At 70.3% G+C, this 19,655-nt stretch carries 18 protein-coding genes; 11 read left to right on the forward strand and 7 right to left on the reverse strand.

Going from position 1 to position 19,655, the window contains the following annotated elements; translation table 11 throughout:
- Window positions 1-41: 41 nt before the first annotated feature.
- Entirely contained in the window at window positions 42-1,391 is a 1,350-nt protein-coding gene (locus AC5Y4Q_RS14970; protein ID WP_499959475.1) for a threonine/serine exporter family protein, read from the forward strand.
- A 411-nt stretch (window positions 1,392-1,802) separates the two neighbouring features.
- Here the strand turns inward: AC5Y4Q_RS14970 and glgX are convergent, their stop codons facing one another.
- From glgX to ripD, 3 genes are all read right to left on the reverse strand, one after another.
- Window positions 1,803-3,944 (reverse strand): glycogen debranching protein GlgX, encoded by a 2,142-nt coding sequence (glgX, locus tag AC5Y4Q_RS14975; RefSeq protein WP_064920858.1) that lies wholly within the window; start codon window positions 3,942-3,944, stop codon window positions 1,803-1,805.
- A complete protein-coding gene (gene sucT / locus AC5Y4Q_RS14980; protein WP_109535605.1) occupies window positions 3,935-6,145 on the reverse strand; it encodes an acetyltransferase SucT in 2,211 nt (736 codons plus the stop codon). The genes glgX and sucT overlap by 10 nt, the downstream gene beginning before the upstream one ends.
- Before the next feature lie 70 nt (window positions 6,146-6,215).
- The gene (gene ripD, locus AC5Y4Q_RS14985) at window positions 6,216-6,842 is read right to left on the reverse strand and encodes an NlpC/P60 family peptidoglycan-binding protein RipD (protein WP_064920856.1); all 627 of its coding nucleotides are present in this window, start codon (window positions 6,840-6,842) and stop codon (window positions 6,216-6,218) included.
- A gap of 161 nt (window positions 6,843-7,003) precedes the next feature.
- On the opposite strand from ripD, the gene AC5Y4Q_RS14990 reads away from it, so the two are divergent.
- Genes AC5Y4Q_RS14990 through AC5Y4Q_RS15005 form a run of 4 tightly spaced genes read left to right on the forward strand, consistent with a single transcriptional unit; the run spans window position 7,004 to window position 10,679 of the window.
- Window positions 7,004-8,296: an adenosylmethionine--8-amino-7-oxononanoate transaminase gene (locus tag AC5Y4Q_RS14990; RefSeq protein WP_109535604.1), complete on the forward strand. Its 1,293-nt coding sequence runs from the start codon at window positions 7,004-7,006 to the stop codon at window positions 8,294-8,296.
- Between the two features lie 41 nt (window positions 8,297-8,337).
- Window positions 8,338-9,495 (forward strand): 8-amino-7-oxononanoate synthase, encoded by a 1,158-nt coding sequence (locus AC5Y4Q_RS14995; RefSeq protein ID WP_125224505.1) that lies wholly within the window; start codon window positions 8,338-8,340, stop codon window positions 9,493-9,495.
- Window positions 9,492-10,172: a dethiobiotin synthase gene (bioD, locus tag AC5Y4Q_RS15000; protein ID WP_064920853.1), complete on the forward strand. Its 681-nt coding sequence runs from the start codon at window positions 9,492-9,494 to the stop codon at window positions 10,170-10,172. The genes AC5Y4Q_RS14995 and bioD overlap by 4 nt, the downstream gene beginning before the upstream one ends.
- Before the next feature lie 3 nt (window positions 10,173-10,175).
- A complete protein-coding gene (locus AC5Y4Q_RS15005) occupies window positions 10,176-10,679 on the forward strand; it encodes a 2'-5' RNA ligase family protein (protein WP_064920852.1) in 504 nt (167 codons plus the stop codon).
- On the opposite strand, the gene AC5Y4Q_RS15010 is transcribed toward AC5Y4Q_RS15005, so the two are convergent.
- Complete coding sequence (locus AC5Y4Q_RS15010) at window positions 10,676-11,260, reverse strand: TetR/AcrR family transcriptional regulator C-terminal domain-containing protein (RefSeq protein WP_064920851.1); 585 nt, start codon at window positions 11,258-11,260, stop codon at window positions 10,676-10,678. The two genes, AC5Y4Q_RS15005 and AC5Y4Q_RS15010, sit on opposite strands and share 4 nt — an antisense overlap.
- Before the next feature lie 100 nt (window positions 11,261-11,360).
- Here AC5Y4Q_RS15010 and bioB point away from each other — a divergent pair, with 100 nt between their 5' ends.
- The 3 genes from bioB to AC5Y4Q_RS15025 are packed head-to-tail and all read left to right on the forward strand — an operon-like array spanning window position 11,361 to window position 13,284.
- The gene (gene bioB, locus AC5Y4Q_RS15015) at window positions 11,361-12,359 is read left to right on the forward strand and encodes a biotin synthase BioB (protein ID WP_064920850.1); all 999 of its coding nucleotides are present in this window, start codon (window positions 11,361-11,363) and stop codon (window positions 12,357-12,359) included.
- Window positions 12,359-12,595, forward strand: coding sequence for a biotin synthase auxiliary protein BsaP (gene bsaP, locus AC5Y4Q_RS15020; protein WP_064920849.1), 237 nt, complete (start codon window positions 12,359-12,361; stop codon window positions 12,593-12,595). The genes bioB and bsaP overlap by 1 nt, the downstream gene beginning before the upstream one ends.
- Window positions 12,592-13,284, forward strand: a complete 693-nt coding sequence (locus tag AC5Y4Q_RS15025) for a DUF2567 domain-containing protein (protein ID WP_082952518.1) — start codon at window positions 12,592-12,594, stop codon at window positions 13,282-13,284. Before bsaP ends, AC5Y4Q_RS15025 begins: the two co-directional genes overlap by 4 nt.
- Here the strand turns inward: AC5Y4Q_RS15025 and AC5Y4Q_RS15030 are convergent.
- Both AC5Y4Q_RS15030 and AC5Y4Q_RS15035 read right to left on the reverse strand, forming a co-directional pair.
- Window positions 13,250-14,587: a lipase family protein gene (locus AC5Y4Q_RS15030; protein WP_499959480.1), complete on the reverse strand. Its 1,338-nt coding sequence runs from the start codon at window positions 14,585-14,587 to the stop codon at window positions 13,250-13,252. The two genes, AC5Y4Q_RS15025 and AC5Y4Q_RS15030, sit on opposite strands and share 35 nt — an antisense overlap.
- 43 nt (window positions 14,588-14,630) lie before the next feature.
- Window positions 14,631-15,323 carry an NUDIX hydrolase gene (locus AC5Y4Q_RS15035; protein WP_064920847.1) on the reverse strand — a complete coding sequence of 231 codons (693 nt, stop codon included), beginning with the start codon at window positions 15,321-15,323 and terminating at the stop codon, window positions 14,631-14,633.
- A 46-nt stretch (window positions 15,324-15,369) separates the two neighbouring features.
- Between AC5Y4Q_RS15035 and nadA the strand changes: the two genes are divergently transcribed.
- From nadA to nadC, 3 genes are read left to right on the forward strand one after another with little or no spacing between them, the layout of a single operon-like run.
- On the forward strand, window positions 15,370-16,422 hold the full coding sequence (gene nadA / locus AC5Y4Q_RS15040; protein ID WP_064920846.1) for a quinolinate synthase NadA: 1,053 nt from the start codon (window positions 15,370-15,372) through the stop codon (window positions 16,420-16,422).
- Window positions 16,419-18,002: an L-aspartate oxidase gene (locus AC5Y4Q_RS15045; RefSeq protein WP_499959482.1), complete on the forward strand. Its 1,584-nt coding sequence runs from the start codon at window positions 16,419-16,421 to the stop codon at window positions 18,000-18,002. The genes nadA and AC5Y4Q_RS15045 overlap by 4 nt, the downstream gene beginning before the upstream one ends.
- 8 nt (window positions 18,003-18,010) lie before the next feature.
- Window positions 18,011-18,868: a carboxylating nicotinate-nucleotide diphosphorylase gene (gene nadC, locus AC5Y4Q_RS15050; RefSeq protein ID WP_207515921.1), complete on the forward strand. Its 858-nt coding sequence runs from the start codon at window positions 18,011-18,013 to the stop codon at window positions 18,866-18,868.
- A gap of 55 nt (window positions 18,869-18,923) precedes the next feature.
- Here nadC and AC5Y4Q_RS15055 read toward each other — a convergent pair whose 3' ends face one another.
- Complete coding sequence (locus AC5Y4Q_RS15055; protein ID WP_064920705.1) at window positions 18,924-19,334, reverse strand: nitroreductase family deazaflavin-dependent oxidoreductase; 411 nt, start codon at window positions 19,332-19,334, stop codon at window positions 18,924-18,926.
- Window positions 19,335-19,655: the final 321 nt, after the last annotated feature.

Below are 19,655 nucleotides of genomic sequence, written 5' to 3' on the forward strand. Positions count from 1 at the left end.
CGGGTAGCCGAGGCGGCATGGTGTCATCGGAAACGAAGCGCATGGATGAAACCGACGTCCGGCGGGTTCTCGATATCGCCCTGCGATTCGGCCAGCTGCTGTTGGGCTCGCAGGCCGGAACCGCCGATGTCGCCTCGAGCATGCTCGCCATCGCCACCGCCTACGGGCTGCCGCAGACCCAGGTGGACATCATGGCGAATTCCATCCGGGTGTCGGTGCCCCGCGGGGTTCCGGGTGCTCCGGTCACCGCGATGTACCTGGTGCAGTCGCGCTCCCTGGACTACACCCGCCTGCAGCTGGCCACCGATCTTGCCGAGCATGTCGTGAATACGACGCCCGACCCCGAGTGGGTGCAACAGCAGTTGGACAGCGTGAACCGCGCCGCCCATCCCTATCCGCGCTGGGTGGCCACGGCCGGCTGGGCGGTCATGGCCGGTGGCTTCGCCGTGTTGATCGGCGCCGGGCCGCTGGTCGCGCTGATTTCGGCGGTCACCACGGCCCTGATCGACCGGGTCGGTCGCGTGCTCAACGGCTGGCAGCTGCCCATGCTGTTCCAGCAGGTGGTTGCCGCCGCCATCGCCACCGGTGTCGCCATCGGCCTGCACGCCGTCGGCTGGCTGCCCGCCGGAACCCCGGTCTCACCGGTGGTGGCCGCCAACATCGTGGTGCTGCTGTCCGGGCTGGCTACCGTCGGCTCGGTGCAGGACGCCATCACCGGCTACCAACTCACGGCCGTGTCGCGGGGAATGGACATCCTGCTCTTGTCGGTCGGCATCCTGGTCGGCGTCTCCATCGCGGTGCGGATCGGCACGGCGTTCGGTGTGCAAGTCCGGGTGAGCCCCGAGGTGCCGGTCGCGGTGCTCAGCGTGCCGGCGTACATGCTGGCCGGCGCGATCGGCGCGGCCGCCGCGGCGCTCGCCGGCTATGCGCAGCTCAAGGCGGCCTTGGCGGCCGGTCTTGCCGGGGCGACCGCAACGTTGCTGTTCTTCGGGCTGCAACTGGTGCAGACCAACCCGATCGTGAGCTCGTTTGCCGCCGCCGCGGCGACCGGGCTGGTCGGCACCCTGCTCGCGCCACGGCTGCGCGTCACCCCGCTGGTGATCATCATGGCCGGGATCATCCCGTTGGTTCCCGGACTGACGCTGTTCCGCGGCTTCGTGCAACTGGTCAACGGGCAGCCCAACGCCGGCGGCACCCTCGGGATGGCGGCCGGGCTGGCCCTGGCGCTCGGCGCCGGGGCGGTGTTGGGGCCGCTGTTGGCGCCCTCGGTGCGGCGTGAACTCAGCCGCTACCACCTGCGCAGCCGCGGACGGGCAACGCGTCGCCTCCGCAGCCCGTACCGGATTCCGCAACTGGCCGGTATCCGCTACTTTGGGCGCCGGGCGGCGTAGCACGCGTTCGCGGCGACGGGCGCGGAGGTGCCGATCCGGCGGATGTCAGCGAGGCGGTGATTGTCGCAGAACATCTGCGCAGTGCGGGTCTCACCTGGCAGTCATTGAACCGTGGCCGCGCGCAGATAGCGGTAGCCCGTGGCCGCCCACCGTCCTATCGCCGCTCAGGTGCAGCAGCGAAGGTGGCGCGGCAGCCGATGTTGACGGCGCGGCCTTAGCTCATGGCTTCCGTCCTACGAGTGCACGGTCAGCAAGCACGAGTTCAACTGACCCGGGACTTCGCATGTTTGCCCGCCTTGTCGCGACCACTGGCGCGGTGGGCCGGAATTGACTCAGATTGTCGCTGAAAGCCGGGCAAACATCCTGCCGTCCCGGTGGAGCGACCACCGGCAAGATGGCGACACCCTCGGTTCAACGGCTCTTCTGCAGAATGATCAGCGAGCGGGCCGTCACTGTCACGGTTTGGCCGGCCGCGACCGTGAGATCGCTGGTCCCGGTGGGGTCGGCGGTGTCGATCACCGCCTGCCAGCCTTGGGCGTATTCGGTGTTCGGGGTGACGAAGTCCACTGGTGTCTCACCGGCGTTGAAGCACAGCAGAAATGAGTCGTCGATGATCCGCTGGCCGCGGACATCGGGCTCGGGCAGCGCCTCGCCGTTGAGGAAAACCATGATGCACCTGCCGAATTCGCTGCCCCAGTCCTGCTGGGTCATCTCCTGGCCGGCCGGGGTGAGCCAGGCGATGTCACGGACCTCGTCGCCGCCGCGGATCGGCCGGCCCTCGAAGAACCGGCGGCGGCGGAACACCGGATGGCCGGATCGCAGCGCGGTCACGGTGCGGGTGAACGCCAGTAGGTCGGCGTTCTTGTCGACCAGCGACCAGTCCATCCAGGACAGCTCGGAGTCCTGGCAGTAGACGTTGTTGTTGCCGCGCTGGGTGCGGCCCATCTCGTCGCCGTGCAAGATCATCGGGGTGCCCTGGCTGACCAGCAGGGTGGCCATGATGTTGCGGACTTGGTGCGCGCGTAACGCCAGAATCGCGGGGTCGTCGGTCGGCCCCTCCACACCGCAGTTCCACGACCGGTTGTAACTCTCGCCGTCCCGGTTGTCCTCGCCGTTGGCTTCGTTGTGTTTGTCGTTGTAGGACACCAGATCTGCCAGCGTGAACCCGTCATGGCAGGTGACGAAGTTGATGCTGGCACTGGGACGCCGGCCGGTCGCCTCGTACAGATCCGACGACCCGGTCAGCCGGGAGGCGAACTCGCCCAAGGTCTCCGGTACGCCCCGCCAATAGTCGCGGACGGTGTCGCGGTACTTGCCGTTCCACTCCGTCCACAATCCCGGGAAGTTGCCCACCTGGTAGCCGCCTTCGCCGACGTCCCACGGCTCGGCGATCAGCTTGACCTGGCTGACCACCGGATCCTGTTGCACCAGATCAAAGAACGCCGACAGGCGATCGACGTCGTGCAGTTCACGAGCCAGCGTCGACGCGAGGTCGAAACGGAAGCCGTCGACGTGCATTTCGGTCACCCAGTAGCGCAGCGAGTCCATGATCAGCTGCAGGGTGTGCGGGTGCCGGGCGTTGAGACTGTTGCCGGTGCCAGTGTAGTCGGTGTAGAACCGTGGGTCGTCGTCGGAGAGCCGATAGTAGGCGGCGTTGTCGATCCCGCGAAAGTTGATCGTCGGCCCCAGATGGTTGCCTTCGGCGGTGTGGTTGTAGACCACGTCCAGAATGACCTCGATGCCCGCCTGGTGGAAGGTGCGCACCATCGCCTTGAACTCCGCCACTGCGCCGCCGGCCTGGCGACTGGCCGCATACGAGTTGTGCGGCGCGAAGAACCCGAATGTGTTGTAGCCCCAGTAGTTCCGCAATCCCAGCTGCACCAGCCGATGATCGTGCAGGAACTGGTGCACCGGCATGAGCTCGATCGCCGTCACGTTCAGCGACTTGAGGTGCTCGATGATCACCGGGTGCGCCAGGCCGGCATAGGTGCCGCGCAGCTCCTCCGGTATTCCCGGGTGGGTTTGGGTCATGCCCTTGACGTGCGCTTCGTAGATGATCGTCTCGTGGTAGGGGGTGCGCGGTGCGCGGTCGGCGGCCCAGTCGAAGAAGGGGTTGATCACCACGCTGGTCATGGTGTGCCCCAACGAATCGAGCGCCGGGGGAGGCCCATCGCGGTCGGCATCGTTCAGGTCGTAGGAGAACAGCTGCGGACCGAATTCGAAGTCGCCGTGGAATGCCTTGCCGTATGGGTCCAGCAGCAGCTTGCTGGGGTCACAACGGTGCCCGGCGGCGGGGTCGAACGGTCCGTGCACCCGAAAGCCGTAATGCTGGCCGGGTCCGACACCGGGCAGGTAAGCGTGCCAGACATAGCCGTCCACCTCGTCGAGACCGATCCGGGACTCGGTGTTGTCGGCCTCGTCGATCAGGCACAGTTCAACGCGCTCGGCGACCTCGGAGAACACCGCGAAATTGGTGCCGGCCCCGTCATAGACGGCGCCGAGCGGGTAACTGTGGCCGGGCCAGACCGTGGGCACGCCCGGGCTCACCACCATCCGGTGGCCGCACCCATCTGCCGCCCGAGCTCCCCGGCCATGGTGCGCATATAGGTCGCCGACAGGTGATGGGAATCGTGGTAGATCAGCACGTTGCCTTCCACGGCGCGGCAGATGTCGACGTCGCACACGGCGTCGGACAGATCCAGCGGCTTGAGCAGCGGGAACCGTTCGACGAAGTCCAGGGTGGGGTTGCGGTCGACGAGGACTTCCGAGCGTTTGATGCCGCAGGACACCGCGTCGCCCCCGGAGGCCAGACAGTCGGCCGGCTGGAAGGGTTCGCCGTCGCGCACCAACCACGGCGTGTCCCGCACTCCGAGGATGGGAATGTTGTTCTCCGACAGCCGTTTCCAGATACCGATGTAGGTGCCCGGCATCACGTCGCCGGGTTTGATGTTCCACGGCCGGGTGGCGGTGGTGAACACGAAGTCCGGTCGGTCGGCGATCAACTTGTCCATGGTTTTGCCCACCCACTGGTAGCACTGCGGGTAGGGCGCGTTGTTGCCCATGATCAGCGGCACCTTCTCGGTGGACAGCGGGCAGCCCATCTTGAGATAGGTCACCACTTTGAAGTGGTGCTTCTGGCCGAGGATGTCCAACGCGGGCAGCCAGTGTTCGGCATGTGACCCGCCGGCCAGCGCGACGGTGCGGGTGGCCTCCGGGTCGCCGTAGGTGCAGTTGATCAGGGCCGGATTGGTGAAGGTGCTGATGCACCCGTCCCGGGTGGAGCGCGGCAGGTCCTTCTTGGCCTCCAGGATGGTGGGCCGCATCCGCAGCTTGGGCACCCGCTGATGCTTGATCAACGCACGGGCTCCCGGGTAGTCGTCCTTGCTGAGCTTGGCTAGCTCCTTGCCGCTGGCGCGCTGGACGGTGACGTGCTCGCGCCAGGTGAACGAGGTCGCGGTCAGTGCCACACCCAGCAGCACCACCGTCGAACCCAACGCCAGCGTCGGGCGTTTCCACCAGCCCGCCGAGAGTCTCCGCCCGGGAATGCTCGTCACCGGGGTGGGCCCGGCGCCGGCCGGCGCGCGGTAGCGCAGGGGGTCCTCGACGAGCCGGGTGGTCAAGTAGGCCAGCACACCGGAGACCAGCAGGATCGCCGCGCCCTCCAGCACCGAAGCGTGCTTGTGGCCGGTGTAGGACAACCAGAAGATCAGCAGCGGCCAGTGCCACAGGTACAGCGAGTAGGCCATCGCCCCGAGCGTCACCAGCGGCCCGCAAGCCAGCCACCGGTTGGGCCACGGCGGTTTCTCGCTGGTGCTCGGCTGCGCGTGCCGGTTGGCCCCGGCCAGTATGAACGCCACCGTGGCGCCGACCGGTACCAGCGCCCACGGGCCGGGAAATTCCCGCACGCCTTCGATCAGGGCGCCGCAGCTCAGGATCGCCGCCAACGCCAGGGTGGCCACGGTGTTGCGCAGCCACATCGGCCAGCGGATGTAGGGGATGAGCGCCCCGGCCAGCGCGCCGAGCAGCAGTTCCCAGGCGCGGGCGAAGCTGTTGTAGTAGGCCAGGGCCTGGTTGGCCTGGTGGGCGACGATCGCATACCAGAACGACGCCACGGTCAACCCGGTGAGCAGCACCACGAAGGCCGAGCGCAGGTGGGTGCGCAGCAGCCGCCGGAAGGCGAACGCGAACCCGAAGATCAGCAGCAGGAAGCTGAGATAGAACTGGCCCTGCACCGACATCGACCAGATGTGCTGCAGCGGGCTGACCGCCTCACCGGCGCGCAGGTAGTCCGAGGCGGTGCGGGCCAACTCCCAGTTCTGGTAGTAGCCGAGGCTGGCCAGGCTCTGGTCGGCGAAGGTCTCCCAGCGGGTCTGCGGCTGGATCCAGATGGTGAGCCCGGCGCATGCCGCCAGCACCACCACCAGGGCCGGCAGCAGCCGACGAACCAGCCGGATCAGGTCCGGGATCGGGGACAGCGACGAGGCCGGGTTCAGCGCGACGCGCAGCAGCTTGCCGCCGAAGAAGAAGCCCGACAGCGCCAGGAAGACATCCACCCCACCGGAGACCCGCCCGAACCAGACATGGAACACCGCAACCAACGCGATCGCGATGCCGCGCAGCCCGTCGAGGTCGTGGCGGTAGAAACCGGCCTTGCGGGTTCCCATCACGGCGGCCGGCGCAGGGGCCGGATCGGGTGCGGAAGCGGGTACGGCAACCGGCGTTGCCGCCGGTCGCGGCGGGGACAGGGCAATCATGATCGCCCGATAATCTACCTAACCGGGCTGTAGAAACCGCATTCCAAACGCTGTGACGTCAGCCGGTGTGTCAGGGAATCACCCGGGTCAGATAGGGAACCATGTTGGAGGTGCGGGCCGGGGAGACCGTGACCGCCGGGTCGGTGCCCTCGATCATCTGGTTGTTGCCGAGGTACAGCGCGACGCTCTGCGTTCCGCCCGGGCCGTAGCAGAGCAGGTCGCCGGGGCGGGCCTGCGCGGGCGGCACCTTCTGGCCGACGCTGCACTGGTCGCCGGAGGTGCGCGGCATCTTGATACCGGCACCGGCGAACGCGTACTGGATGAGGCCCGACGCGTCGAAACCGACGGTGCCGGCCGAGGGCAGGCCCGCGCCGGGCGGGACCGCCAGGCCGGGGGTGGCGCTGCCGGCGACCACCGGACCCCCGGGAAGACCGCCGATCCCGGTGCCCGGCAGGCCGGTGACCGCGCCCGAGGTGGTGGCGGCCCTGGCACGAGCGCCGTTGGTGGGTCCGGAGACGTCGCCGCCGCCGTAGACGTAGGGCACCCCGCGCTGGGACAGGGCGCGCTGGATCACCCGGTCGATGAGCGGGCTGTGACCGGACTGCGAGATCGGCTCGGCGCCGGCGGGGCCGGCGGCGCTCAGCACCGGGGCCACTGCCGCCGCCAGTGCGAGTGCGGTGGCGCAGACGCGTTTCATCGGTCTTCCCCCTTCTCGGGTCGTTCACAACAGCAGCATCATTGGCCACTTCTGTCACAGAGCGTACCGGCGTTTACGCCCGGTGCGCCGCCGCTGCAGAGAAATTCGGCAACCTGTGACCGAACGGTTACGCCCGCCGACCTGCACTACTGTCGTCAGTCATGTCCGCGTTGACTCCCGAGCAGATCAGCGCCATCGACACCGCACATCTGTGGCACCCGTACAGCACGATCGGCGCCGAGACGCCCGCCCCGACGGTGGCGGTGGCCGCTCGGGGCGCCTACCTGACGGTGATCGTCGATGGCGCGCCGGTTGAGGTGCTCGATGCGATGAGCTCCTGGTGGACCGCGATCCACGGCCACGGGCATCCGCGTCTGGACGCCGCCTTGACCGCGCAACTGGCCACCATGAACCACGTCATGTTCGGCGGGCTCACCCACGAGCCCGCCGCGCGGCTGGCCCAGCTCCTGGTGGACATCACCCCGCCGGGGCTGGACACGGTGTTCTTCTCCGACTCCGGTTCGGTGTCGGTGGAGGTGGCGGTCAAGATGGCGCTGCAGTACTGGCGCGCCCGCGGACGCCCCGGCAAGCACCGGTTGATGACCTGGCGCGGCGGCTACCACGGCGACACCTTCACCCCGATGAGCGTCTGCGACCCCGACGGCGGCATGCACTCCCTGTGGCGCGACGTGCTGACCGCCCAGGTGTTCGCCCCACAGGTGCCCCGCGACTACGACCCGGCCTACAGCGCCGCGTTCGAGGCGCAGCTGCAACGCCACCGCGACGAACTCGCGGCCGTGGTGATCGAACCGGTGGTGCAGGGCGCCGGCGGCATGCGCTTCCACGACCCGCGCTACCTCAGCGACCTGCGCCAGGCCTGCACCCGCCACGGCGTACTGCTGATCTTCGACGAGATCGCCACCGGATTCGGCCGCACCGGTGAACTGTTCGCTGCTGAGCATGCCGGCGTCAGCCCCGACATCATGTGTGTCGGCAAGGCGCTCACCGGCGGCTACCTGAGCCTGGCGGCCACCTTGTGCAGCACCGAGATCGCCCACACCATCAGCGGCGGTGAGGCCGGCGCGCTGATGCACGGCCCCACCTTCATGGCCAACCCGCTGGCCTGTGCGGTGTCGGTGGCCAGCACCGAGCTGCTGCTGGGCCAGGACTGGCGCTCGTGCGTCGGCGGGATCGGTGCCGCGCTCACCGCCGCCCTGGAACCGGCCCGCGAGCTGCCCGGCGTCGCCGATGTGCGGGTCTGCGGCGCCATCGGGGTGATCGAATGCGACCGGCCGGTGGACCTGGCGGTGGCCACCCCTGCCGCGCTGGCCCAAGGGGTGTGGCTGCGCCCGTTCCGCAACCTGGTGTACGCGATGCCGCCGTATGTCTGCACGCCCGAGGAGGTCGCTCGCATCGGTGCCGCGATGGTGGGCGTGGCCGGTGCCTTAACCTGAACGGTGTTCAAGTCGTGTCGAAGGAGCGTAGGGAGCACAGCGTGACCCGCACCGATCTGTCGCCACTGGCCTGGCTGGCCGAGGTGGAGCGACAGCGTCGCCAGGACGGGCTGCGGCGTTCCCTGCGGGTGCGGCCCGCCGTCGCCACCGAGCTGGACCTGGCATCCAACGATTACCTCGGGCTGTCGGCGCACCCGGCCGTCATCGCCGGCGGGGTGGAGGCGCTAGGTACCTGGGGTGCTGGTGCCGGCGGATCCCGGTTGGTGACCGGCAACACCGCACTGCACCAGCAATTCGAGCAGCAGTTGGCCGACTTCGTCGGTGCGCCAGCGGGTTTGGTGTTCTCCTCCGGCTACACCGCCAATATCGGCGCCGTTGTCAGCCTGTCCGGGCCGGGGTCGCTGGTGGTCTCCGACGCCTACTGCCACGCATCCCTGGTGGATGCCTGCCGGTTGTCGAAGGCGCGGGTGGTCATCACCGGGCACCGCGATGTCGATGCGGTCGCCGCGGCACTGGCCGGCCGCGCCGAGGAGCGCGCCGTGGTGCTCACCGAATCGGTCTTCAGCGCCGACGGCGCCCTGGCCCCGCTGCGTGACCTGCACGAGGTGTGCCGCCGCTACGGTGCGCTGTTGATCGTCGACGAGGCACACGCATTGGGCGTCCGAGGCGACGGCGGCCGCGGGCTGGTGCAGGAGGCCGGGCTGGCGGGGGCCCCGGATGTGGTGGTGACCACCACGCTGTCCAAGGCGCTGGGCAGCCAGGGCGGCGCGGTGCTGGGCCCGGTGGCGGTGCGCGACCATCTCATCGACACCGCCCGGACCTTCATCTTCGACACCGGGTTGGCTCCGGCGGCCCTCGGCGCCGCGTCCGCTGCCCTGAGCGTGCTGGCCGCCGAGCCCTCGCGCGCCACCGACGTGCTGCGCCACGCCCGCGCGCTGGCGCAGGTCTGCGGGGTGGCCGACCAGCCCGAATCCGCGGTGGTCTCGGTGATCCTCGGCGACGCCGAGGTGGCGGTGGCGGCCGCGGCCGCGTGTCTGGACGCCGGGGTCCGGGTGGGTTGTTTCCGGCCGCCCACGGTCCCGGCCGGGACGTCGCGGCTGCGGTTGACCGCGCGCGCCTCGCTCAGCGCCGACGACCTCGAACTGGCCGGCCGGGTGCTTACCGAGGTGTTGCGCGAGCACCGCGCCGAGGCGCGATGACCGTCCTGGTCATCACCGGCACCGGCACCGGTGTCGGCAAGACCATCGCCACCGCAGCGTTGGCCTGCTGCGCGCGTCAGGCCGGCCTGGAGGTGGCGGTGTGCAAGCCGGTGCAGACCGGCACCGCCGACGGCGACGACGACCTGGCCGAGGTCGGCCGGCTGTCCGGGGTGACCGAGTTGTGCGGCAGCGCGCGATACCCGGCGCCGCTGGCTCCGGTCGCCGCCGCGGAGCAGGCCGGGATGGCGTTGCCGACCCGCGCCGATCTGCTGGCGACGATCCGTGCCGTCGACCGCCCCGGCCGGTTGACCCTGGTCGAGGGCGCTGGCGGGTTGCTGGTCGAGCTGGCCGCCGACGGCGTCACCCTGCGTGATCTGGCCGTCGACCTCGCCGCCGCCGTGCTGGTAGTGGTCAACGCCGAACTGGGCACCCTCAACCACACCGCCCTGACCTTGGAATCGCTTGCCGGGCAAGGGTTGTCGTGCGCCGGTCTCGTGATCGGCAGCTGGCCGGCCCAGCCCGGTCCGGCCGCCGCCAGCAATCGGGGAGCGCTGGCCCGGTTGGCGCCGGTGCGCGCGGCGCTGCCGGCCGGTGCGGCGAGTCTGGGCGGTGCGGAGTTCACGGCGATGAGCCGCGCCGCCTTCGAACCCGACTGGGTGCGCACCCTGGCGGGCTGAGCAGTGGTGCACTCGATCGAGCTGGTATTCGACGCCGAGACCGAGACGGCGATCCGGGGGATCTGGGCGCAGCTGGCCGCGGCGGGGGTGCCCAGCCAGGCCCCGGCCGCCCGCCCGCATGTGACCCTTGCGGTCGCTCAGCGCATCGATCCCCGCGTCGACGCCGAGCTGGCCACGGTCCTCGATCGGCTGCCGATCGACTGCACCCTCGGAGCGACGCTGATCTTCGGCCGCTCACACGGCGTGCTGGCGCGGCTGGTGGTGCCGACTTCGGCGCTGCTCGAGCTGCACGAGCAGGTCTACCGGCTGGCGGAGCCACACCTGGTTCCCGGGCCGCTGCCCAACGTGGCGCCCGGGCAGTGGACCGCGCACACCACGCTGGCCCGCCGGGTCGGCCCGGCCCAGCTGGGCCGGGCTCAGCGCATCGCGGGCCGGGCCGATATCCCCGGCCGGTTTGTCGGGCTGCGACGCTGGGATGGCAACGCCCGCACCGAATATCCGATCTAGACCGCGAGTCCGGCCCGCACCGCGAGGCCGTCGATGAGCAGTCCCAGCCCGAAGGCGAACGCGCTGCCCGGGTCGGCGTCGGGGGCGATGTCGGCGGCCCCGGCGGCGTCCCACTGCAACCGCGACTGCTCATCGGCGGTGAACCCCAAGACGTAGTAGACGACGGTGCGCGCCACCTGCCCGGCCTGGTCCGGGTGCACCCCGGCCGCCGTGGCGGCCTGCGCCAGCAGCGCCACGATATCGGCGGCGGCCTGCGACTGGCCGGCGGCCAGGCTCGCCGAGACCAGCTCGGCGCCGTCGGTATGCGACAGCAGCGCGTCGCGCAGTCGCGCGCACACCGTCTGGATGCGCCACTGCCAGCTGCCCGGCCCCGGGTCGGTGCAGGCCGGGCCCAGCACCCGGTCGGCAACCGCGCCGAGCAGTTGCTGCTTGTTGGCGAAATGCCAGTACAGGGCACTGGGGCTGACGTTGAGCTCGCGCGCCAAGCGGCGCATCGACAGATCGGCGATGCCGTAGTTGTCCAGGATGCCGGCCGCCGCGGCGACGATCTCCTGTTTGGGGTCAGGTTTGTGCAGCTGCACCCCGCTACCCTAACCTGAACACCGTTCAAGTCTTGAGGGGAGCACGTGTGACCCGCGGCGGCGACGATGCAGAGCGAAGCGATGAGGAGGAGCGGCGCGCATGACTGACGACATCCTGGCGCTGGCCCGTGAACAGGTTCTGGAGCGCGGCGAGGCGTTGCGGCGGGATCAGGTCCTGGAGGTGTTGCAGCTGCCCGACGAGCGGCTCGAGGAGCTGCTGGCGCTGGCCCATGACGTGCGGATGCGTTGGTGCGGCCCCGAGATCGAGGTCGAGGGCATCATCAGCCTGAAAACCGGTGGCTGCCCGGAGGATTGCCACTTCTGCTCGCAATCCGGGCTGTTCCAATCGCCGGTGCGCAGCGCCTGGCTGGACATCCCCAGCCTGGTCGAGGCGGCCAAGCAGACCGCCAAGACCGGCGCCACCGAATTCTGCATCGTCGCGGCGGTGCGCGGGCCCGACGAGCGGTTGCTCGCTCAGGTCGCCGCCGGTATCGAGGCGATCCGCAACGAGGTCGACATTCAGATCGCCTGCTCGCTGGGCATGCTGACCCAGGAGCAGGTGGATCAGCTGGCCGCGATGGGCGTGCACCGCTACAACCACAACCTGGAGACCGCGCGCTCGCACTTCCCCAACGTCGTCACCACCCACAGCTGGGAGGAGCGCTGGGAGACCCTGCGGATGGTGGGCGAAGCCGGCATGGAGGTGTGCTGCGGCGGCATCCTGGGCATGGGGGAGACACTGGAGCAGCGCGCGGAGTTCGCCGCCGACCTGGCCGAGCTGGACCCCGACGAGGTCCCGCTGAACTTCCTCAACCCACGCCCGGGCACACCGTTCGGTGACCTGGAGGTGCTGCCGGCCGCCGACGCGCTGCGCGCGGTGGCCGCGTTCCGGCTGGCGCTGCCGCGCACCATGCTGCGGTTCGCCGGGGGCCGGGAGATCACCCTCGGCGACCTGGGCGCCAAGCAGGGCATCCTGGGCGGCATCAACGCCATCATCGTCGGCAACTACCTGACTACGCTGGGCCGTCCCGCCGAGACGGACCTGGAGCTGCTCGACGATCTGCAGATGCCGATCAAGGCCCTCAACGCCACCCTGTAATGGTTCGCGACCTGCCGGTCGTCGCGGCCGGCGTCTACAACGTCTACACCGGCGTGCAGATCGCCGATCCCGCCGGCGGGTCGGTCCCGACGGCCGCCCAGCTGGGTCTGGAACCGCCGCGGTTCTGCGCGTCGTGCGGGCGCCGGATGACGGTGCAGGTCCGCCCGGACGGCTGGTGGGCCAAGTGTTCTCGGCACGGGCAGGTGGACTCGGCCGATTTGGACACCCAGCGATGACAGCCCCTGGCGCGCCCCGGCTGACACGGCGGCGGGCCTGCCTGATCCTGGCCGTCGGGCTGGCCGCCGCCGGGCTGCCGATGGGTGCGCTGTGGGCGTGGATCGCCCCGCCGATCCACGGCGTGGTGGCGCTGACCCGCGGCGGAGAGCGGGTGCAGGCCTACCTGGGCAACGAAGCCGACCATTTCTTCGTCGCGCCGTTTCTGCTGCTGGGCATGCTGGGCGTGGTGGCGGTGGTGTCGGCCACGCTGGCCTGGCAGTGGCGCGCGCATCGGGGGCCGGGCATGGTCGCCGGCCTGTCGCTGGGCCTGACCGCCGGCGCGGCGCTGGCGGCGCTGGCCGGTGCTGCGTTGGTGCATCGCCGCTACGGCACCGTGGATGTGGACGGCGCACCGGTCTCTCCCGAGCACCGGGTGCACTACATCGCCGAGGCGCCGCCGGTCTTCTTCGGGCACACGCCGTTACAGGTCGCGGCCACGTTACTGCTGCCGGCGGCGACGGCGGCGCTGGTCTACGGTCTCTGCGCCACCTGGAGCACCCACGATGACCTGGGCGGCTATCCGCCCGAGCCCGCCGGGCGACCGCCGCTGCCGGCGGTTCAGCGCGGCTCGACGGAGGAGGGGCGAAGCCGCGACCGTCGAATAAATCCGGCCGTCACAGCGGAAGGCGGCGCAGCGCCCCACCGGTGATGACCCGCGCCGCCACCACGCCCAGCCGGGCCAGGCCCAGATAGGTCTTGGGGTTCAGCAGCGCCGGCCACTGGCTTTGCACCGCACCGTCGGGCAGCCGCCGGCCCGCGAACCGGTCACGCAACCAGTCCAGCACCATCGGAGCGGACAGCGGGTGCAGCAGGATGTGCTCGCTGAGCAGGTCGCGGTGATAGGTCAGCCGGGCCCCACCGGCGGCATAGGTCTCGGCGAGCGTGTCGATGTCCTCGACGGAGATCACCTGGTCGTGGATGGCCTGCACCATCAGCACCGGGGGTGCCGGCACCGCGGTGCCCAACCGAGTGTCGTCGAAGACGTGCTGTACCGCGGGGTGCTCGATCAACTCGTCCAGCGGTTTGTCGATGTAGGTGTCCAGCGCACGGTGGTGCAGGCGCAGCACCGCCGCGGCAGTGGACGCCGACTCCAGCGAATGCAGCAGCGCACGGCCGTTGACCGTGGCGTGTTCCTCGATGACCTTGTCGAGTTCGGGATAGACCCGCGCCAGCGCGGCGATCATGATGGCCGGCAGCCCTGACCAGAACGACCCGTTCAGCCGTTGCAGGGTATTGCCGAGGTCGCCCACCGGTGAGCCGAGCGCGACGCCGACGACGTTGAGTTCGGGCGCGTAGCCGCTGCTGACCTCGGCCGCCCAGGCCGTGGCCAGGCCGCCGCCGGAGTAACCCCACAGCCCGACCGGGTCGTCGGGGGACAGGCCCAGCTGCTCGGCGCCCTGCGCGGCACGCACCCCGTCGAGCACGAAGTAGCCCGGTTCGTACGGGGCACCCCAGTGCCCGCCGCAGCCCTCGTGGTCGGGGATCGACACCGCCCAGCCCTGCGCCAGGATGGCGGCGATCAGGACGAACTCCAGTTGGGTGAACGAGCCGTGCGCCCAGGCGCGTCGGCGCAGTGCGTAGGAGGGGAAGCAGCGGCTGTCCACCGCGTCGATCGCGCACTGATACGACACGATCGGACACGGCCGGGTGCGATCCCGGTCGCGGGGGACCAGCACCGTCGTGACCGTCGCCTGCGGCACGTTGTTGCGGTCGACGGTCCGGTAGAGCAGCTGGGTGGCGACCAGCTGCTGGGGGATCAGACCCATAAAGGCCAGTTCGACCTCGCGGGAGCGCAGCACCGTGCCGGCCACGGCGTGCTGGAAGCCGACCGGCGGCTCATAGAACGGGTCCTCGGCCGGCCGCAGCGGACGGTCGCCGGATCGCAGCGGCTGGTGGGGTGCTTGCCCGATCCACTCGACGGAGGTTTCGCGGGCCAAGCTGTCCGAGTCCATCCCGGCATTGTTGCTTAAGAGGGCGTTAAGAATCCAGTCCGACTCACCCTGGCGGCCGCAATGCCGCGAATTCGTCGGTAACCCGCAGCTCGGAGTCGGTGAACCGGTACCGGGCGGCAGGGCGGCCCCCGCTGCGCCCGGAGCGGGCCGTGGTGCCGGTGCGGGTGATTACCCCGCGCCGGACCAGCACCCGCTGCAAGTTGGTGGCATCGACGGTGTAGCCGAGCACCACGCTGTAGATGTCACGCAGCGTCGAGAGGACGAATTCCGTTGGCGCCAAAGCAAACCCGATGTTCGTGTACGACATCTTGGCGACCAGCCGACTGTGGGCGTGCGCCACCATGGTCGCGTGGTCGAACGCCATCGGGGGCAGATCGTCGACCGGATGCCAGTGGGTGTCGCCCGGCAGTTCGGGATCGGCCGGGGAGGGCACCAGGCCCAGAAACGTCGACGCGATGGTGCGCACCCCCGGAACCCGGCCGGGGTCGGAGAACACAGCCAACTGTTCAAGGTGGGCAATCTCACGCAGGTCGACCTTCTCGGCCAGTTGGCGGCGCGCCGAGCCGGTCACATCCTCGTCGTTCCGCAACAGTCCACCCGGGAGCGACCAACGTCCGAGCTGGGGTTCCCGGGCCCGCTGCCACAGCAGCACGTTGAGGCGGGGGCGGCGACGATCGAGGCCGCCAACCTGGAAGACCGCGGTGAGCACCTCGTGCGCGGTGCTAGTATGAACCATGTTTTCGATTGTAAGTCGAAAACCTAATTCGCGAGAGGAGTCGCGCATGACCACCCTCACCGACCCCGGTGTGCAGGCAGGCAGCCTGGCCGACCGCATCGTCAACTCGCCGGCCGGCTACAGCGGTGTCGAGCCCGACGAGGAGTGGGTGGCCGAGATCCTCCGGCTCAAAAAGGAACGCAACGCGACGATCCTGGCGCACAACTACCAGCTGCCGCCGATCCAGGACATCGCCGACCACGTCGGGGACTCGCTGGGCCTGGCCCGCATCGCCGCCAATGCCCCCGAGGACACCATCGTGTTCTGCGGGGTGCACTTCATGGCCGAGACCGCCAAGATCCTGTCCCCGGACAAGACCGTGCTGCTCCCGGACGCCCGGGCGGGGTGCTCGCTGGCCGATTCCATCACCGCCGAGGACCTGCAGGCGTGGCGTGATGACCACCCCGACGCGGTGGTGGTGTCGTATGTCAACACCACGGCGGCGGTCAAGGCGCTCACCGACTACTGCTGCACCTCGTCGAACGCCGTGGATGTCGTCAACGCCATCGACCCGGACCGTGAGGTGCTGTTCCTGCCCGACCAGTTCCTGGGCCAGCACGTCCAGCGCGTCACCGGGCGCAAGAACATGCACATCTGGGCGGGCGAGTGCCACGTGCACGCGGCGATCAACGGTGACGAACTCGAGGACAAGGCCCGGGCGAACCCGGACGCCGAGCTGTTCGTGCACCCGGAGTGCGGCTGCGCGACCTCAGCGCTGTACCTGGTCGGCGAGGGCCACGTCCCCGAGGAACGGGTCAAGATCTTGTCCACCGGCGGGATGCTCGACGAGGCCCGGCGCACCCGGGCGCACAAGGTGCTGGTGGCCACCGAGATCGGCATGATCTACCAGCTGCGCAAGGCCGCGCCGCAGGTCGACTTCGAGGCGGTCAACTCCAAGGCGGCCTGCAAGTACATGAAGATGATCACCCCGGCGGCCCTGCTGCGCAGCCTGACCGAAGGCGCCGACGAGATCCACGTCGACCCGGAGACCGCACGCTTGGCGGCACGCAGCGTGCAGCGCATGGTCTCGATCGGACACTCCGCCCCGGTCAGCAAGTGACCGGTGCTCCCGGCTGGCAGCAGCGGGCCGACGTCGTCGTCATCGGCACCGGCGTCGGTGGGCTGGCCGCGGCCCGCGCCGCACGCCGCGCCGGCCGGGACGTGGTGGTGCTCAGCAAGGCCGACACCGGCTACGGGGTGACCGCGACGCACTACGCCCAGGGCGGGATCGCCGTGGTGCTGCCAGGCACCGACGACTCGGTGGAAGCCCATGTCGCCGACACGCTGGCCGCCGGCGGCGGATTGTGCGACCCCGACGCGGTGACCTCCATCGTGGCCGACGGCTACCGTGCGGTCGCCGAGTTAGCTGGTGCCGGTGCGCAATTCGACTGCGATCCGGACGGCAGCTGGGCGCTCACTCGAGAGGGCGGGCACTCGCGGCGCCGCATCATTCATGCCGGCGGTGACGCAACCGGAGCCGAGGTGCAGCGTGCGCTGGACCACGCCGCCGCCGGCCTGGACATCCGCCGCGGCCAGGTGGTGTGGGAGATCCTGCGCGACGCCGACACCGTCACCGGTGTGCTGGTCGCCAACGCCGACGGGATCGGGGTGATCCACGCCCCGTCGGTGGTCCTGGCCACCGGCGGCCTGGGCCAGCTGTACCGGGCGACCACGAATCCGGGCGGGGCCACCGGCGACGGGCTGGCGCTGGCGCTGCGGGCCGGGGTTGCGGTGAGCGATCTGGAATTCATCCAGTTCCACCCGACGATGCTGTTCGCCGCCGGAAACGGCGCTAGGAGTGGGCGCCGCCCGCTGGTCACCGAGGCGGTGCGCGGGGAGGGCGCGAGGCTCATCGACGCCCGGGGCGCCTTGGTCACCGCGGGGGTGCACCCGATGGGTGACCTGGCGCCGCGCGACGTGGTGGCGGGCGCCATCGACGCCCGGCTGCGTGAGACCGGAGACGCCTGCGTCTACCTCGACGCCCGCGGCATCGCCGGCTTCGAGGGCCGGTTTCCGACCGTCACCGCGGCCTGCCGGGCCGCCGGCATCGACCCGGTGCACCAACCGATCCCGGTGGTCCCGGGCGCGCACTACAGCTGCGGTGGCGTCGTCACCGACACCCATGGCCGCACCGAGCTGCCCGGCCTGTACGCCGCCGGCGAGGTGGCGCGCACCGGCATGCACGGCGCTAACCGGCTGGCCTCCAACAGCCTGCTGGAGGGCCTGGTGGTGGGCGACCGCGCCGGGTCGGCCGCGGCGGCCCACGCGGTATCGGCCGGGCGTGTGCAGGCCGGTGTCCCCGAGCGGGGCGGGCGCACCGCACTCGATCGGCAGACCGTGCAGCAAGCGATGTCACGCGATGCCTCGGTGGTCCGCGACGCACCCGGCTTGCAGCGGTTAGCCGACCTGCTGTCGTCTGCCGGGGAGCGGGTGGTCACCGACCGGACCGATATGGAGGATGCCGCGTTGACGCTGGTGGCGCGGGTGGTGGCAGGGGCCGCGCTGGCGCGCACCGAGAGCCGGGGCTGTCATCACCGGGCCGAGTTCTCCAGCGCCGACCCCGGGCAGGCTCGCAGCACCACGGTCCGGCTGCGCGACGGCGCGCTGCTGCAGGAGGCACCGGCTGGGGTGGCCTCATGACCCGCGCGGTGACCCTGTCGGAGACCGAGCTCGGCGAAGCGCGCGCGGTGATCGCCCGGGCGCTCGACGAGGACCTGCGCTACGGACCCGATGTCACCACCGCGGCGACGGTGCCGGCCGACGCGGTGACCCAGGCGGCGCTGGTGACCCGGGTGCCCGGGGTGATCGCGGGAGTCGACATCGCCCTGCTGGTGCTCGACGAAATCCTCGGGCCCGACGCCTACCGGGTGCTGGACCGGGTAGCCGACGGGACTCGGCTGGAACCCGGCGCAGCGGTGCTGAGCCTGCAGGCCGACACCCGCGGCCTGCTGACCGCCGAACGCACCATGCTCAACCTGGTCTGTCACCTCTCCGGGATCGCTACCGCCACCGCGGCCTGGGTGGACGCCGTGGACGGCACCGGGGCCCGGATCCGCGATACCCGCAAGACGCTGCCGGGCCTGCGGGTGCTGCAGAAGTACGCGGTGCGCGTCGGCGGCGGGGTGAACCACCGGATGGGCCTGGGCGACGCCGCGCTGATCAAGGACAACCACGTCGCGGCCGCGGGATCGGTGGCCGCGGCGTTGCGCGCGGTCCGCGCGACCGCCCCCGAGGTGCCGTGCGAGGTCGAGGTCGATTCGCTGGAGCAGTTCGATGAAGTGCTCGCCGAGGGGCCCGAGCTGGTGCTGTTGGACAACTTCGAAGTCTGGCAGACCCAGATCGCCGTGCAGCGCCGCGATTCCCGGGCGCCCGGGGTGCTGCTGGAGTCGTCCGGCGGGCTGACGCTGGACAGCGCGGCGGCCTACGCCGCCACCGGCGTCGACTACCTGGCGGTGGGTGCGCTGACGCATTCCGTGCAGGTGCTCGACATCGGCCTGGATATGTAGATCACCGGTCCACGGTGGGAATCGTGCGAGCCACCGCCGTGCCCGTGCGATCGGCTCAGGCGATGTCGGTGACCAGCACCGCCACCTTGCGGTTCTGCAGGCGCACTGCCAACGGCAGGGACTTGTCGGCCGTGCCGGCCGGCAGGATCCGCGGGTTGGTGAGATGCAGTTCGCTGCGGAACAGTCGCACGTCGGCCTCCCCGGCTGCCAGCACGTTCTTGACCCAGTCGGCCTTGCCGTGCCCGAGCGCGATCGACAACACGTTGCCCTTGCGGTAGGTCGTCACCACCGTCTCGTAGGGCTTGCCGGACTTGCGGCCCCGATGCTTGATCACCGACGTGCCCGGAAGGAACCGGGCCAGCGGCTTGACCACCGGATTCATGTACTTGATCTGCAGCCGGTCCAGCCACGGCGGGAACACCACCGGCAACTTGGACGTGTCACCGGCACCCTTGTCGACAGCCATCGCAACTCCATTTCTCTTCGGGCGTTCTCCGGGTGACGTCGGCGCGGAGGACTCCGCCCCACCGCGAGCCCACCCCGGGTGCCGACCGGCACCACCCCGGGGACGCTCAGGGGGTGGTCCTTGGTGGCCAGGCAGCCTCGCCGCGCGACATCACAGCTGTGCACCACCCTAGTCGCGAGCCGCGCCAGCGCCGGGAGATTTCGGTGATGGCGACGTCCGCGCGAGGTGAGCTGCCGCAGTTCGATCGCGGCGCGCAGCAGGGGCCTCCGGACCCGCCGGGCACGGTGCAGCCGGCGGGTCTGCTGAGCGCGGCGATATTTG

This window comes from Mycobacterium sp. NGS16, assembly GCF_059813225.1.